This is a genomic window from Streptomyces sp. NPDC017225 (genome assembly GCF_044331465.1).
In the GTDB taxonomy this organism is placed as follows: domain Bacteria; phylum Actinomycetota; class Actinomycetes; order Streptomycetales; family Streptomycetaceae; genus Streptomyces.
This window is the reverse complement of the sequence record NZ_JBIRNE010000009.1, coordinates 66,585-80,906: the sequence shown is the minus strand read 5'-3', so window position 1 is coordinate 80,906 and position 14,322 is coordinate 66,585. Positions and strand designations below refer to the sequence as shown.

At 71.6% G+C, this 14,322-nt stretch carries 13 protein-coding genes; 10 read left to right on the top strand and 3 right to left on the bottom strand.

The genetic code is table 11. The features are described from left to right. Window positions 1-10 precede the first annotated feature (10 nt). On the top strand, window positions 11-1,009 hold the full coding sequence (locus ACH4NX_RS20610; protein ID WP_398128142.1) for a hypothetical protein: 999 nt from the start codon (window positions 11-13) through the stop codon (window positions 1,007-1,009). A 13-nt stretch (window positions 1,010-1,022) separates the two neighbouring features. Here the strand turns inward: ACH4NX_RS20610 and ACH4NX_RS20605 are convergent, their stop codons facing one another. Beyond that, entirely contained in the window at window positions 1,023-1,487 is a 465-nt protein-coding gene (locus ACH4NX_RS20605; RefSeq protein WP_345596821.1) for a DUF3093 domain-containing protein, read from the bottom strand. Between the two features lie 57 nt (window positions 1,488-1,544). Between ACH4NX_RS20605 and ACH4NX_RS20600 the strand changes: the two genes are divergently transcribed. The 7 genes from ACH4NX_RS20600 (at window position 1,545) to ACH4NX_RS20570 (ending at window position 8,570) form a co-directional block, all read left to right on the top strand. Then, window positions 1,545-2,129, top strand: a complete 585-nt coding sequence (locus tag ACH4NX_RS20600) for a PaaI family thioesterase (RefSeq protein ID WP_351392795.1) — start codon at window positions 1,545-1,547, stop codon at window positions 2,127-2,129. After that, window positions 2,126-2,704 (top strand): dUTP diphosphatase, encoded by a 579-nt coding sequence (gene dut, locus ACH4NX_RS20595; protein ID WP_351392798.1) that lies wholly within the window; start codon window positions 2,126-2,128, stop codon window positions 2,702-2,704. The genes ACH4NX_RS20600 and dut overlap by 4 nt, the downstream gene beginning before the upstream one ends. 1 nt (window position 2,705) lies before the next feature. Then, window positions 2,706-3,458, top strand: coding sequence for a DUF3710 domain-containing protein (locus ACH4NX_RS20590; RefSeq protein WP_351392800.1), 753 nt, complete (start codon window positions 2,706-2,708; stop codon window positions 3,456-3,458). Window positions 3,459-3,965: 507 nt separating this feature from the next. Continuing rightward, the gene (locus tag ACH4NX_RS20585; RefSeq protein WP_398128141.1) at window positions 3,966-6,560 is read left to right on the top strand and encodes an ATP-binding protein; all 2,595 of its coding nucleotides are present in this window, start codon (window positions 3,966-3,968) and stop codon (window positions 6,558-6,560) included. Next, on the top strand, window positions 6,557-7,240 hold the full coding sequence (locus tag ACH4NX_RS20580; protein ID WP_351392806.1) for a response regulator: 684 nt from the start codon (window positions 6,557-6,559) through the stop codon (window positions 7,238-7,240). The genes ACH4NX_RS20585 and ACH4NX_RS20580 overlap by 4 nt, the downstream gene beginning before the upstream one ends. 139 nt (window positions 7,241-7,379) lie before the next feature. Further along, window positions 7,380-7,778, top strand: a complete 399-nt coding sequence (locus ACH4NX_RS20575; protein ID WP_279564688.1) for an OB-fold nucleic acid binding domain-containing protein — start codon at window positions 7,380-7,382, stop codon at window positions 7,776-7,778. A gap of 3 nt (window positions 7,779-7,781) precedes the next feature. Then, window positions 7,782-8,570, top strand: a complete 789-nt coding sequence (locus ACH4NX_RS20570; RefSeq protein WP_351392809.1) for a DUF3159 domain-containing protein — start codon at window positions 7,782-7,784, stop codon at window positions 8,568-8,570. Between the two features lie 96 nt (window positions 8,571-8,666). Here ACH4NX_RS20570 and ACH4NX_RS20565 read toward each other — a convergent pair whose 3' ends face one another. Beyond that, window positions 8,667-9,344 (bottom strand): TrkA family potassium uptake protein, encoded by a 678-nt coding sequence (locus ACH4NX_RS20565; RefSeq protein WP_351392812.1) that lies wholly within the window; start codon window positions 9,342-9,344, stop codon window positions 8,667-8,669. Beyond that, window positions 9,344-10,015: a TrkA family potassium uptake protein gene (locus ACH4NX_RS20560; RefSeq protein WP_279564685.1), complete on the bottom strand. Its 672-nt coding sequence runs from the start codon at window positions 10,013-10,015 to the stop codon at window positions 9,344-9,346. The genes ACH4NX_RS20565 and ACH4NX_RS20560 overlap by 1 nt, the downstream gene beginning before the upstream one ends. A 603-nt stretch (window positions 10,016-10,618) precedes the next feature. Here ACH4NX_RS20560 and ACH4NX_RS20555 point away from each other — a divergent pair. Together ACH4NX_RS20555 and ACH4NX_RS20550 are read left to right on the top strand one after the other, a co-directional pair. Next, on the top strand, window positions 10,619-12,682 hold the full coding sequence (locus tag ACH4NX_RS20555) for an APC family permease (protein ID WP_351392817.1): 2,064 nt from the start codon (window positions 10,619-10,621) through the stop codon (window positions 12,680-12,682). Window positions 12,683-12,775: 93 nt separating this feature from the next. Next, window positions 12,776-14,128, top strand: a complete 1,353-nt coding sequence (locus ACH4NX_RS20550) for a class I SAM-dependent RNA methyltransferase (RefSeq protein WP_398128140.1) — start codon at window positions 12,776-12,778, stop codon at window positions 14,126-14,128. The last annotated feature ends 194 nt before the right edge of the window (window positions 14,129-14,322 follow it).

Here is a 14,322-nt window from a genome sequence, read left to right as displayed (position 1 = left end):
GGGGTCGGCCGTGACTGGCTCGACCCCTCCCTGGAAGCGCCGCTTCTCCCGACGGGAAGCGGACCAAGGACCGTCCGACGGTCCCTACAGCGCGCGTGACGACGAGCGGGGCCCGACCGACAAGGGGACGGCCTCGCTCGAATCAGTGGTCGACCGGGGTGACCTCCCGGCGGCCGCGCAGACGCCGGCGCCCGCTGCCCGGCGACGGGCAGCGGCGTTCCGGCACAAGGCCGGACAGGGGGTCCGCAACGGCGGCCGGCGCGCCAGGGCCGCCCTGGCCCACCTCGCCGACCGGATCATCGACCTGGCGCCGCGTGTGCCCGTACGGGACCTGGCGACGCTTCGCGGGCAGTTCCCGGGTCTCGGACCCGAGGAGCTGGCCGACCGGCTCGTCGCTGGCGCCGCGAAGGGCACGGCGACCGTCGGAGCGGGAGTCGGCGCTGCGGCGATGATGCCCGTACCGCCCGCGATGCCCACCGAACTGGCCGCCGAGATCACCGGCGTGGCGGCGATCGAACTCAAGATGATCGCCGAGCTCCACGAGGTCTACGGCGTGCGTCCGCCCGGCAGCCTCGCGCAGCGCAGTACCGCGTACCTGAACTCCTGGTCGGACGAACGCGGCGTCGACGTGTCCAAGCCGTCGAGCCTCGGCTCGGCGATGAACAGCCACATGAAGCGCCAGCTGCGCCAGCAGATCATGAAGCGGATGGTGCGCGACCTGCCGAACCTGATGCCGTTCATGGTGGGCGCGGCCGTGGGCGCCGTCATGAACCGCCGCGACACCAGAAAGCTGGCCGCCAGAATCCGGGCGGACCTGCGCGAGCACCAGGTGCCGTGGAGCGCCCTCGGCGAACTTCCGACGCTGGACGGACCGCGGGACGCGCTGGACATGGGCGCCCTCACGAAGGAACTCGGCCTCACGAAGGAACTCGGCACCGGGAAGCCCGGCGCGAAGGAGCCCGGCACGGAGGAGCCGGGCCGCCGCCCCGGCAGTGACGGCGGGCGCTGAGCCCGCGCGTGCGCTACGCCGCGGCGGCCTTCGCCGCCGTCAGGGCCTCCACCAGCCGCTCCGGCTCGCGAGTGGACAGGTACAGGTACGGAGTCGGGTCCTCCGGATCCGTGACCATCACGCGTACGGCCCTCGGGATGTAGGCGCGCAGCAGCAGGAAGGCGCGGACGTCGGCCTTGTGGGTGCGCCAGGCACGGGCCTCCGCAGGGTCGAGGATCTCCGCCTCGCCCAGGGCGGAGAGCGGCACCTTCGCCTCGCCCGCGATCAGCGAGTCGCCCACGACGCGGATACGCACCGCGCCGTACGAACTGGCCACCACCGCGGCCACCGCCGTCCCGCCGGCCAGGCCGCCCAGCATCGGCAGCGTGCCGAAGGGCAGCAGGACCAGGGCGAAGGAGACCCCCACCAGGAAGGAGCCCAGCCACCAGGAGCGGGGCGCGGTGAGGCGTTCTTCGTACGGGGCGGTGGAGAGCTGCATGGAACAAGCTTGGCACGGTATCGGAGTTCGGCCGACGCGCGGGTAAGGTCTGCGCCTGTGAGTGGTACTTCCCCAGGTCTTCAGCCCCCGGCCGACGCCGTGAAACCCGTACGGCACCCCGACGCGCCCGCCCCCGGCGAACTGCTCGGCGCGCACTACGGCCAGTGCTTCGGCTGTGGCGGCGACCAGCCCCATGGACTCCACCTCCAGGCACGGGCGGGCGAAGACGTGTCGATCACCGCCGAGTTCACCGTGCGGCCCGCCCACCAGGGCGCCCCCGGCCTGGCCCACGGCGGCGTGCTGGCGACCGCCCTGGACGAGACCCTCGGCTCGCTGAACTGGCTGCTGCGCACGATCGCGGTGACCGGGCGGCTGGAGACCGACTTCCTGCGGCCGGTGCCCGTCGACACGACGCTGTACCTGCAGGCCGAGGTGACCGCCGTGGCCGGCCGGAAGATCTACTCCACCGCCACCGGCCGGATCGGCGGCCCCGACGGCCCCGTGGCCGTCCGCGCCGACGCCCTCTTCGTCGAGGTCAAGATCGACCACTTCGTCGACCACGGCCGCGAGGAGGAGATCCGCGCCGCCATGGACGACCCGGACCAGGTCCGCCGCACCCGCGCCTTCGAGGTGAACCCGTGAGCCGCCCGAGCCCCGAGCCCCGCGAGCCCAGGCCGGAACTCGACGTGCCGCTCCGCCGCGTCGACCCCGACGTACCGCTTCCGACGTACGCCCAGCCCGGCGACGCGGGAGCCGACCTGCGCACCACCGTCGGCTGCGAACTGGCGCCCGGCGAGCGGGCCGTTCTGCCCACGGGCGTGTCTGTGGCGCTCCCGGAGGGGTACGCGGCCTTCGTGCACCCACGTTCCGGTCTGGCCGCCCGCTGCGGTGTCGCCCTCGTGAATGCCCCGGGGACGATTGATGCCGGGTACCGTGGGGAGATCAAGGTGATCGTGGTGAATCTCGACCCGCGCGAGACGGTGCGGTTCGAGCGCTTCGACCGGATTGCCCAACTGGTCGTCCAGCAGGTCGAGAGGGTCCGCTTCCGTCAGGTCGCGGAGCTTCCCGACTCGACGCGGGCCGAAGGGGGCTTCGGGTCCACCGGCGGTCACGCCGAGACGGACCGTGCAAGCGGCACAAGCGGTCAGGTCGCCGAGGGCGGCCCGACGGGTGGGAATCGATACGCTTCGGTCGTATCCGACCGGGAAGGACAGTGACGTGTTCGGACGTCGCAAGAACAGGGATGCCGCCGAGGACGCGGCCGGCGAGGCCGAGCAGGTCGTCGACAGTGTCGACACCGAGGCGGACGACAGGGGCGAGCGAGTGCGGCTCGAGCCCGAACCGCGGCCCGACGGGCCCTGGGACAGCACCGAGGTCCGCGACCCGGCCGAGGGCCGGGTGGACCTGGGCGGCCTGTTCGTGCCGGGAGTCGACGGCATGGAACTGCGGGTGGAGGTCGCGGGCGACGCGATCGTCGCCGCGACCGTCGTGCTGCGCGACAGCGCCATCCAGCTGCAGGGCTTCGCGGCGCCCAAGCGCGAGGGCATCTGGGGCGAGGTGCGCGAGGAGATCGGCTCCGGCATCACCCAGCAGGGCGGCATCATCGACGAGGTCGAGGGCCCGCTGGGCTGGGAGCTGCGGGCGCAGGTCCCGGTGCAGCTCCCGGACGGCACGAGCGGCTTCCAGGTCGTGCGGTTCGTCGGCGTGGACGGCCCCCGCTGGTTCCTGCGCGGAGTGATCTCGGGCCAGGGCGCGGTGCAGCCGCAGGCCGCCGGTCTGCTGGAGCAGATCTTCCGGGACACGGTCGTGGTCCGCGGCGACGGCCCGATGGCCCCCCGCGACCCGATCGTCCTCAAGCTGCCGAACGACGCGCAGATGGTCCCCGAGGGCGTGCAGCAGGAGGAGGGCTCCCGCTTCGCCGGCGGCATGGGCCAGCTCCAGCGCGGCCCGGAGATCACCGAGGTCCGGTAGGCGAGGACTCCGCGCGGGTTTCCGCACGCGCGCAAGTGCGCACGCGCGCGTAGAAGGGCCGCTCCCCGCACGGGACGCGGCCCTTCTGCCATGCGGGCCCCCTGAACGGCACGGGCCCCGCTCGCGGCCGGCGCCTGGGAGGGCTACCGGGTGGGGCCACAGGGCGGGGCCACCGGGCCGTCCATGCACTGGGAGGGGGAGGGCCGCCAGCGCCGTCGAATCGCTTGGCTCTCACGCGCCGCGCCCGCAGCCGGACCTCGCCGACCGGGCCCCGGAACTGCGGGGGACAGCGCCCCCCCCGCGGCCGGGCATCGGTGGGGCTCATGGCCGGCCGGCGGTGAGGCCCGCGGTTCGAGCAGTGAAGGCAACGGCCGGGGACGTCACGACCGCGGACGTCAGAGTTGCGTCAAAGAGCGCTCCCGACCCACCCCCTGCCCCCATTTGTCGGGATTACTGGCCGTAGGGTCGACGCTGCGCACTCAGCGGTGACCGGAAGACAATGAGGCCATGGGACGCGGCAAGCTTCGGATCTACCTCGGCGCGGCGCCGGGCGTCGGCAAGACGTACGCGATGCTGTCCGAGGCGCACCGGCGCACGGAGCGGGGCACCGACTGCGTCGTGGCCTTCGTGGAGCACCACGGCAGATCACGCACCGAGGTGCTGCTGCACGGCCTGGAACAGGTACCGCGCCGGGAGCTGGCGCACCGCGGCGCGCTCTTCACCGAGCTGGACCTGGACGCGGTGCTGGCCAGGGCCCCCCGGGTGGCCCTGGTGGACGAGCTGGCCCACACCAACGTCCCCGGCGCCCGCAACGCCAAGCGGTGGCAGGACGTCGAGGAGATGCTGGCCGCCGGTATCGACGTCGTGTCGACCGTCAACATCCAGCACCTGGAGTCACTCGGCGACGTCGTCGAGTCGATCACGGGCGTACGGCAGCGGGAGACGGTGCCGGACGAGGTGGTGCGGCGCGCGGATCAGATCGAACTGGTGGACATGTCGCCGCAGGCGCTGCGTCGCCGCATGGCCCACGGCAACATCTACCAGCCGGACAAGGTCGACGCGGCCCTGTCCAACTACTTCCGCCCCGGCAACCTCACCGCCCTGCGGGAACTGGCCCTGCTGTGGGTCGCGGACCGGGTCGACGAGTACCTCCAGCAGTACCGCAGCGAGCACCGCGTCTCCAGGATCTGGGGCTCGCGCGAGCGCATCGTGGTCGGTCTGACCGGCGGTCCCGAGGGCCGGACGCTGATACGACGGGCCGCACGCCTCGCCGAGAAGGGCGCCGGCGGGGAGGTGCTGGCCGTGTACATAGCCCGCAGCGACGGACTGACCTCGGCCTCCCCGAAGGAGCTGGCGGTGCAGCGCACCCTGGTGGAGGACCTCGGCGGCACCTTCCATCACGTGCTCGGCGAGGACATACCGGCCGCCCTGCTCGACTTCGCGCGCGGCGTCAACGCCACCCAGATCATCCTCGGTTCCTCGCGCCGCAAGGCCTGGCAGTACGTCTTCGGCCCCGGCGTCGGTGCCACGGTGGCCCGCGAGTCCGGCCCCGACCTGGACGTCCACATCGTGACCCACGAGGAGGTCGCCAAGGGCCGCGGGCTGCCGGTGGCCAGGGGCGCGCGGCTCGGGCGTTCCCGGATCGTCTGGGGCTGGATCGCGGGTCTCGGCGGACCGGTGCTGCTGACACTGCTGCTGAACACCGTCCACCTCGGACTCGCCAACGACGTCCTGTTCTACCTGGCGCTGACCGTGGCCGCGGCCCTGCTCGGCGGGCTGTACCCGGCGCTGGCCTCGGCCGCGGTCGGGTCCCTGCTGCTGAACTGGTTCTTCACGCCCCCGGTCAACCGGATCACCATCGCCGACCCGAGGAACTTCCTCGCGCTGACCATATTCGTGGGCGTCGCGCTCTCCGTGGCCTCGGTGGTCGACGTCGCGGTCCGCCGCACCCATCAGGCCGCCCGGCTACGTGCCGAGTCCGAGATCCTCTCCTTCCTGGCGGGCAACGTCCTGCGCGGTGAGACCAGCCTGGAGGCACTGCTGGAACGGGTCCGCGAGACCTTCGGCATGGAGTCGGCCGCCCTCCTGGAACGGGATGACGACGTGTCGCCCTGGACCTGCGCGGGCCGGTCCGGGGCGGGCCCACCGGTCGGGCGTCCCGAGGACGCGGACGTGGACATGCCGGTCGGCGACCACATGGCCCTCGCGCTGACCGGACGCGTCCTGCCCGCCGAGGACCGCCGGGTACTGGCAGCCTTCGCCGCCCAGGCCGCCGTGGTCCTGGACCGGCGACGCCTGCGCGAGGAGGCCGACCGGGCCCGCGCGCTGGCCGAGGGCAACCGCATCCGTACGGCGCTGCTGGCCGCCGTCAGCCACGACCTCCGGACACCGCTCGCCGGGATCAAGGCGGCGGTCACGAGCCTGAGGTCCGACGACGTGGCGTGGTCCGAGGAGGACCAGGCGGAACTCCTGGAGGGCATCGAGGAGGGCGCCGACCGCCTCGACCACCTCGTGGGCAACCTGCTCGACATGTCCCGCCTCCAGACCGGCACGGTCACGCCGCTGATCCGGGAGATCGACGTCGACGAGGTGGTGCCGATGGCGCTCGGCGGGGTGCCCGAGGGAAGCGCCGAACTGGACATCCCCGAAACCCTGCCCATGGTCGCCGTCGACGCCGGGCTCCTGGAGCGGTCGATGGCCAACCTGGTCGAGAACGCCGTCAAGTACAGCCCCGCCGGCCGTACCGTCCTGGTCGCCGCCAGCGCCCTCGCGGACCGGGTCGAGGTACGGGTCGTCGACCGGGGGCCGGGAGTGCCGGACGAGGCCAAGGACCGTATCTTCGAGCCCTTCCAGCGTTACGGCGACGCCCCGCGCGGGGCGGGTGTGGGGCTCGGCCTGGCCGTCGCCAGGGGATTCGCCGAGGCGATGGGCGGCACCCTGAACGCCGAGGACACCCCCGGCGGCGGCCTCACCATGGTGCTCACCCTCCGCGCGGCGGGCTCCCCCGGGCCCGCGACGCCGCACGCCGCGACGCCGCACGCCGCGACGCCGCACGCCGCGACGCCGCACTCCGCGACAGCAGAAAGGCAGGCCGCCCGATGACCCGGGTGCTCGTGATCGACGACGAACCGCAGATCGTGCGTGCCCTCGTGATCAACCTCAAGGCACGGCACTACGAGGTCGACGCCGCCCACGACGGTGCCACCGCCCTCCAGCTCGCCGCCGCACGCCACCCCGACGTGGTGGTGCTGGACCTCGGCCTGCCCGACATGGACGGCGTCGAGGTGATCAGGGGCCTGCGCGGGTGGACCCGGGTGCCGATCCTGGTGCTGTCCGCCCGGCACTCCTCCGACGAGAAGGTCGAGGCGCTCGACGCGGGCGCCGACGACTACGTCACCAAGCCCTTCGGCATGGACGAACTGCTGGCCCGGCTGCGGGCCGCCGTCCGCCGGGCCGAGCCGGTCACGGGCGGCGAGGACGACGTGGTCGTGGACACCGCGGAGTTCACCGTCGACCTGGCCGCGAAGAAGGTGCACCGGGGCGGGAAGGACGTACGGCTCACTCCCACCGAGTGGCATCTGCTGGAGGTGCTGGTGCGCAACACCGGACGCCTGGTCAGCCAGAAACAGCTGTTGCGGGAGGTGTGGGGGCCGTCGTACGGGACGGAGACCAACTACCTGCGGGTCTACATGGCGCAGCTGCGTCGCAAGCTGGAGGCGGACCCCGCGCACCCGCGGCACTTCATCACGGAACCGGGCATGGGATACCGCTTCGAGAAGTGAGCGGGGGGCGAGGAGGGAGGCGGCGAGCGCCGGGGAGGAGGGGTGAGCGCGGGGGAGGTGAGGCGAGCGGGAAGTGAGCCTCGCGATACCGGCCCGGAGAGGGTGTCTGGCTGTCGGCGCGCCCCGGTACGCTTCAGATATGAGTGCTGCTCCGCGTTCCGACAAGCCGATGGGCCGGTTCCGGCGCATGTTCGACCGGCTGTCCTCGTCGCAGGAGGACCTGGAGTCCGAGGAACTGCGCGAGGACGCCGACACCGCCGGCTGCACCCGCATCTGCGACTGCCAGGACCGGCAGATCGTCTCGGTTACTGGTACCTTGCGCACGGTCACCCTGCGACCGCGTGCGGGCGTCCCGGCCCTGGAGGCCGAGCTGTTCGACGGCTCCGCCGCCCTGGACGTGGTGTGGCTGGGCAGACGCTCGATCGTGGGCATAGAGCCGGGGCGCAAGCTCATCGCATCGGGCCGGATCTCCATGAGCCGGGGCCGCCGGGTGCTCTTCAACCCGAAATACGAACTGAGACCCCTCGGACGGGAGTAGCCGGTGACGTCGCTCGACAAGCCGACCGAAGACACCCAAGACACGGAAGCCGACGACGCCCGGGCGGTGACGGAGGCCGCGCTGTTCGAGGCGTTCGGCGGCGTGCGGGGCCTGGTCGAGACGGTGCTGCCGGGTCTGCTCTTCGTCACCATCTTCACGCTCAACAACGACCTGCACATGTCGGCGATCGCGGCGCTGGCCGTGTCGCTGGTGCTGGTCGTGGTCCGGCTGGTGATGAAGGACACCGTCAAGCACGCCTTCAGCGGGGTCTTCGGCGTCGCCTTCGGCGTGGTCTTCGCGATGATGACCGACAACGCCAAGAACTTCTATCTGCCGGGCATGCTCTACACCCTGGGCCTGGCCATGGCGTACATCGTCACCTCGCTGGCCGGAGTGCCGCTGATCGGCCTGATCCTCGGCCCGGTCTTCAAGGAGAACCTCTCCTGGCGCACCCGCAACCCGGGCCGCAAGAAGGCGTACACCAAGGCCAGCTACGCCTGGGGGCTGATCCTGCTCGGCAAGAGCGCGATCCTCTTCCCGCTGTACTGGTGGGCCGACACCGAGCAGCTCGGCTGGGTCCTGGTCACCCTGAAGATCCCGCCGTTCCTGCTCGCGGTCTGGCTGACCTGGGTGTTCCTGGCGAAGGCGCCGGCCCCCATCGACGTGTTCGCGGAGATGGAGGCGGCCGAGAAGGCCGAGGAGGAGAAGGCGGAGCGCGAGAAGGCCGAGCGCGAGGCCCGGGACGGCGAAGCCGTGGACTCCGCACGCGGCGGAAGGCACCGCAAGGACTGACCGCACAGGACGGACGGCATACGTCGGTGGGGGCGCCCGGAAATCTCCGGGCGCCCCCACCGACGTATCGCGCGACGATCGCGGCCCTGCCCCGGCTCAGCGCCCGGCGTCGGTCCGCCGGGCCGACAGCAGGTCCTCCAGCTGCTCCTCACGGGCCTGCGCGGCCACGAACAGCAGCTCGTCACCCGCCTCCAGGGAGTCCTCCGGGGACGGGGTCAGCACCCGGGTGCCACGGATGATCGTGACCAGCGAGGTGTCCTCGGGCCACTCCACGTCGCCGACCTGGGTGCCGGCCAGGGTCGACTCCTCCGGCAGCGTCAGTTCCACCAGGTTGGCGTCGCCGTGGCTGAAGCGCAGCAGCCGGACCAGGTCGCCGACGCTCACCGCCTCCTCGACCAGGGCCGACATCAGCCGCGGGGTGGAGACGGCGACGTCCACGCCCCAGGACTCGTTGAACAGCCACTCGTTCTTCGGGTTGTTCACCCGGGCGACGACGCGCGGAACGCCGTACTCCGTCTTGGCCAGCAGGGAGACGACCAGGTTGACCTTGTCGTCGCCCGTCGCCGCGATGACGACGTTGCAGCGCTGCAGCGCCGCCTCGTCCAGGGACGTGATCTCGCACGCGTCGGCGAGCAGCCACTCCGCCATCGGAACGCGCTCGACCGAGATGGCGGTCGGCGCCTTGTCGATGAGCAGGATCTCGTGGCCGTTCTCCAGCAGCTCGCCCGCGATCGAGCGGCCCACCGCACCGGCTCCGGCAATGGCGACCCTCATCAGTGACCGGCCTCCTCTTCGGGACCCTTGGCGAACGACGCCTCGACCTTGTGGACCTCGTCGGTGCGCATCATCACGTGCACCAGGTCACCCTCCTGCAACACCGTCTGCGAGGTCGGCAGTATGGCCTCCCCGAGCCGGGTGAGGAACGCCACCCGCACGCCCGTCTCCTCCTGGAGCCTGCTGATCTTGTGGCCGACCCAGGAAGCCGAGGTGTGCACCTCGGCGAGCTGGACCCCGCCGGTGGGGTCGCGCCACAGCGGCTCGGCGCCCGAGGGGAGCAGCCGGCGGAGCATCTGGTCGGCCGTCCAGCGGACGGTGGCGACCGTGGGGATGCCCAGGCGCTGGTAGACCTCGGCGCGGCGGGGGTCGTAGATGCGGGCGGCGACGTTCTCCACGCCGAACATCTCGCGGGCCACGCGGGCGGCGATGATGTTCGAGTTGTCGCCGCTGGAGACCGCGGCGAAGGCGCCGGCCTCCTCGATGCCCGCCTCGCGCAGGGTGTCCTGGTCGAAGCCGATGCCGGTGACCCTGCGGCCGCCGAACGTGGAACCGAGGCGACGGAAGGCGGTGGGGTCCTGATCGATCACGGCGACCGTGTGCCCCTGCTGCTCCAGGGTCTGCGCGAGGGCGGAGCCCACGCGCCCGCAGCCCATGATGACGATGTGCATCGCCTCACACCCCGCTTTCCGCGGGCCCGCCGGCCTCTGTGGATGTCCTGCTCATGTCTCTCTTTCGGCTCGCCTGGCGACACGTCGCGGCCAGTGTGCGGGCCGCAGGGGACATCATGCCGGTGAGCACCGACACTGACGCCTCTCGGGGCCCCGGAAGCCGGACCCCGGCCGGGAATCCGGCGTCCCGGACGAAGGGAAGGCCGCCTGCCCCCCGTCCGCACCCAACGTATCGGCAAGCCTCCAGGGGCCGCAGGCGCCGTCTCACCCCCCGGCCGACGACCTCCGCCGGCCAATGCTGCGGATGCTGGCGAGAGTGAGGATCACGAGGCCGAGAAGCGTGACGGCGCCCCCGATCAGCTCTGCGCTCAGGTGCATGGGACCTCCGTGGGCTGCGGCGGCCGGCAAGCGGAACGGAACGGCAGTCGGAAACGATGCTTGCCGTATGAGCAGCCAAGTAGGCAGCCATATAGGCATGCGAACCCCGTAACCTGCGGAATCCGCAGCCGCGCCACCCCCCGAATTCACTCGTGGAGCAGACGGCGGGCCGATCGGGGGTGGCGGGTGGGCGGGCGCCCGTTCGAACGCTTACGATCCTCTGTTGTGTCCAAACTGACCGACGTGCCCAAGCGGATCCTGATCGGGCGCGCACTGCGCAGTGACCGGCTGGGGGAAACGCTCCTGCCCAAGCGCATCGCCCTCCCCGTCTTCGCCTCCGACCCGCTCTCCTCCGTGGCGTACGCGCCCGGCGAGGTGCTGCTGGTCCTGTCCATCGCGGGCGTGTCGGCCTACCACTTCAGCCCGTGGATCGCGGTCGCGGTCGTCGTGCTGATGTTCACCGTGGTCGCCTCCTACCGGCAGAACGTGCACGCCTACCCGAGCGGCGGCGGGGACTACGAGGTCGCGAACACCAACCTCGGCCCCAAGGCCGGCCTGACGGTGGCGAGCGCGCTGCTGGTGGACTACGTCCTGACCGTCGCCGTCTCCATCTCCTCCGGCATCGAGAACCTCGGCTCCGCGATCCCCTTCGTCGTCGAGCACAAGGTCCTCTGCGCGGTCGCCGTGATCCTGCTGTTGACGCTGATGAACCTGCGTGGGGTCAGGGAGTCGGGCACCCTGTTCGCGATTCCGACCTACGTCTTCGTCGCGGGCGTCTTCATCATGATCGCGTGGGGAGCCTTCCGCGGCCTGGTGCTCGACGACACCATGCGCGCCCCGACGGCGGACTACGAGATCAAACCGGAACACGGCGGCCTGGCGGGCTTCGCCCTGGTCTTCCTCCTCCTGCGCGCCTTCTCCTCCGGCTGCGCCGCCCTGACCGGCGTCGAGGCCATCTCCAACGGTGTCCCGGCCTTCCGCAAGCCCAAGTCGAAGAACGCGGGGAACACCCTCGCGCTGATGGGCCTGCTCGCCGTCACCATGTTCTGCGGCATCATCGCGCTGGCCGCCGCCACCGACGTCCGCATGTCGGAGAACCCGGCCACCGACCTCTTCCACGACGGCGTCGCGCTCGGCTCGGACTACGTCCAGCACCCGGTGATCTCCCAGGTCGCCGAGGCGGTCTTCGGCGAGGGCAGCTTCCTGTTCATCGTCCTGGCCGCCGCCACCGCGCTGGTCCTCTTCCTCGCCGCGAACACCGCGTACAACGGCTTCCCGCTGCTCGGCTCGATCCTCGCCCAGGACCGCTACCTGCCGCGCCAGCTGCACACCCGCGGCGACCGCCTGGCCTTCTCGAACGGCATCGTGCTCCTCGCCGGCGCGGCGATGCTCCTGGTCTTCGTCTACGGCGCCGACTCGACCCGCCTCATCCAGCTCTACATCGTCGGCGTGTTCGTGTCCTTCACGCTGAGCCAGATCGGCATGGTCCGCCACTGGAACCGCCACCTGGCCACCGAACGGGACCAGGCCAAGCGCCGCCGCATGCACCGCTCCCGCGCCATCAACGCATTCGGCGCCTTCTTCACCGGACTCGTCCTGGTCGTCGTCCTGGCCACCAAGTTCACGCACGGCGCCTGGGTCGCCCTGCTCGGCATGTGCGTCTTCTTCGCGACGATGACGGCGATCCGCAAGCACTACGACCGCGTCGCCGAGGAGATCGCCGCCCCCGAGGACCCCGACGAGGCGCAGCCCGACGACATGGTGCGCCCCTCCCGCGTCCACTCGGTCGTCCTGATCTCCAAGATCCACCGCCCCACCCTGCGCGCCCTCGCCTACGCCAAGCTGATGCGCTCCGACACCCTGGAGGCGCTCAGCGTCAACGTCGACCCGGCGGAGACCAAGGCGCTGCGCGAGGAGTGGGAGCGGCGCGGCATCGCCGTACCGCTGAAGGTGCTGGACTCGCCGTACCGCGAGATCACGCGCCCGGTCATCGAGTACGTCAAGAGCCTGCGCAAGGAGTCCCCGCGCGACGCGGTCTCGGTCATCATCCCCGAGTACGTGGTCGGCCACTGGTACGAGCACCTGCTGCACAACCAGAGCGCGCTGCGTCTCAAGGGCCGTCTCCTCTTCACCCCCGGCGTCATGGTCACCTCCGTCCCCTACCAGCTCCAGTCGTCCGAGGCCGCCAAGCGCCGCGCCCGCAAGCGGCAGGACTGGAGCGCGCCCGGCGCGGTCCGGCGCGGTCCGGCACAGCACGACCGGGCGAAGGACCCCTCGTCGTCGACGTAGACTGGACGGCTGCTGTCCTTTGTCGTACGTCTCAGGGCGTCCGCCTCTTGATCGTCCGTCTCTTGCCACCCCGTTCTCTGGAGTCACCCCGCCATGCACGCAGAACCGAAGAAGTCGCAGGCGGAGTCCCAGGGCGTCTCCCTGGTGGGCCAGGAGTACGAGGTCGAGATCGGCCCCGTCGCCCACGGCGGCCACTGCATCGCCCGTACGTCCGAGGGCCAGGTGCTGTTCGTCCGGCACGCGCTGCCCGGTGAGCGCGTCGTGGCCCGGGTCACGGAGGGCGAGGAGGGTGCCCGCTTCCTGCGCGCCGACGCGGTCGAGATCCTGGACGCCTCCAAGGACCGCATCGAGGCCCCCTGCCCCTTCGCCGGCCCCGGCCGCTGCGGCGGCTGCGACTGGCAGCACGCCAAGCCGGGAGCGCAGCGCCGCCTGAAGGGCGAGGTCGTCACCGAGCAGCTGAAGCGCCTCGCGGGCCTCACGCCCGAGGAGGCCGGCTGGGACGGCACGGTGATGCCGGCCGAGGGCGACAAGGTGCCCGCCGGCCAGGTCCCGTCGTGGCGCACGCGTGTGCAGTACGCGGTGGACGCCGAGGGCAACGCGGGCCTGCGCAAGCACCGTTCCCACGAGGTGGAACCGATCGACCACTGCATGATCGCCGCCGAGGGCGTCAGCGAGCTGGGCATCGAGCAGCGGGACTGGACGGGCATGGAGTCCGTCGAGGCGATCGCGGCGAGCGGCTCGCAGGACCGGCAGGTCATCCTGACTCCCCGCCCGGGCGCGAGGCTCCCCCTCGTCGAACTGGACCGCCCGGTCTCCGTCATGCGCGTCGACGAGAAGGACGGCGGCGTCCACCGCGTCCACGGCCGCCCCTTCGTCCGCGAGCGCGCGGACGACCGCACCCACCGGGTCGGCTCCGGCGGCTTCTGGCAGGTCCACCCCAAGGCCGCCGACACCCTGGTCCTCGCGGTCATGCAGGGCCTGCTCCCGCGCAAGGGCGACATGGCCCTCGACCTCTACTGCGGCGTCGGTCTCTTCGCCGGCGCCCTGGCCGACCGGGTCGGCGACAAGGGCGCGGTCCTCGGCATCGAGTCCGGCAAGCGCGCCGTCGAGGACGCCCGGCACAACCTCGCCGGCTTCGACCGGGTCCGCATCGAACAGGGCAAGGTCGAGTCGGTCCTGCCGCGCACCGGCATCGACGAGGTCGACCTCATCGTCCTGGACCCGCCGCGCGCGGGCGCGGGCAAGAAGACGGTGCAGCACATGGCATCGCTGGGTGCCCGGAGGATCGCGTACGTGGCCTGCGACCCGGCGGCACTCGCCCGGGACCTGGGGTACTTCCGGGACGGGGGGTACCGGGTGCGGATGCTGCGGGTGTTCGATCTGTTTCCGATGACGTCGCACATGGAGTGCGTGGCCATTCTTGAGCCTGCGGGCAAGGGGTCATGACCTGCGCTTTTGTTGTCCGGGTGGGTTGCTCGACCTGTTTCCCTCCGTGGAACGGTTCAAGCGACGGATTGATCTTTGCAGATCGCTGACCTGCGGGTTCGTTAGCGAGGTGCCTGCGTGAGCGACGCCCGCGAAGGGGCTTTCGGAGATTCTTGACGCTCGGATGACGCTCGAAGCGGAAGGCTCTGCGGAAC

What these genes read in the sequence shown, in the direction of transcription:
- ACH4NX_RS20560 (WP_279564685.1), bottom strand. Translation starts at nt 10,015, where the DNA reads ATGCACATCGTCATCATGGGCTGCGGGCGCGTGGGCTCCGCCCTCGCG.
- ACH4NX_RS20585 (WP_398128141.1), top strand. Translation starts at nt 3,966, where the DNA reads ATGGGACGCGGCAAGCTTCGGATCTACCTCGGCGCGGCGCCGGGCGTC.
- ACH4NX_RS20550 (WP_398128140.1), top strand. Translation starts at nt 12,776, where the DNA reads ATGCACGCAGAACCGAAGAAGTCGCAGGCGGAGTCCCAGGGCGTCTCC.
- ACH4NX_RS20580 (WP_351392806.1), top strand. Translation starts at nt 6,557, where the DNA reads ATGACCCGGGTGCTCGTGATCGACGACGAACCGCAGATCGTGCGTGCC.
- ACH4NX_RS20565 (WP_351392812.1), bottom strand. Translation starts at nt 9,344, where the DNA reads ATGAGGGTCGCCATTGCCGGAGCCGGTGCGGTGGGCCGCTCGATCGCG.
- ACH4NX_RS20575 (WP_279564688.1), top strand. Translation starts at nt 7,380, where the DNA reads ATGAGTGCTGCTCCGCGTTCCGACAAGCCGATGGGCCGGTTCCGGCGC.
- ACH4NX_RS20605 (WP_345596821.1), bottom strand. Translation starts at nt 1,487, where the DNA reads ATGCAGCTCTCCACCGCCCCGTACGAAGAACGCCTCACCGCGCCCCGC.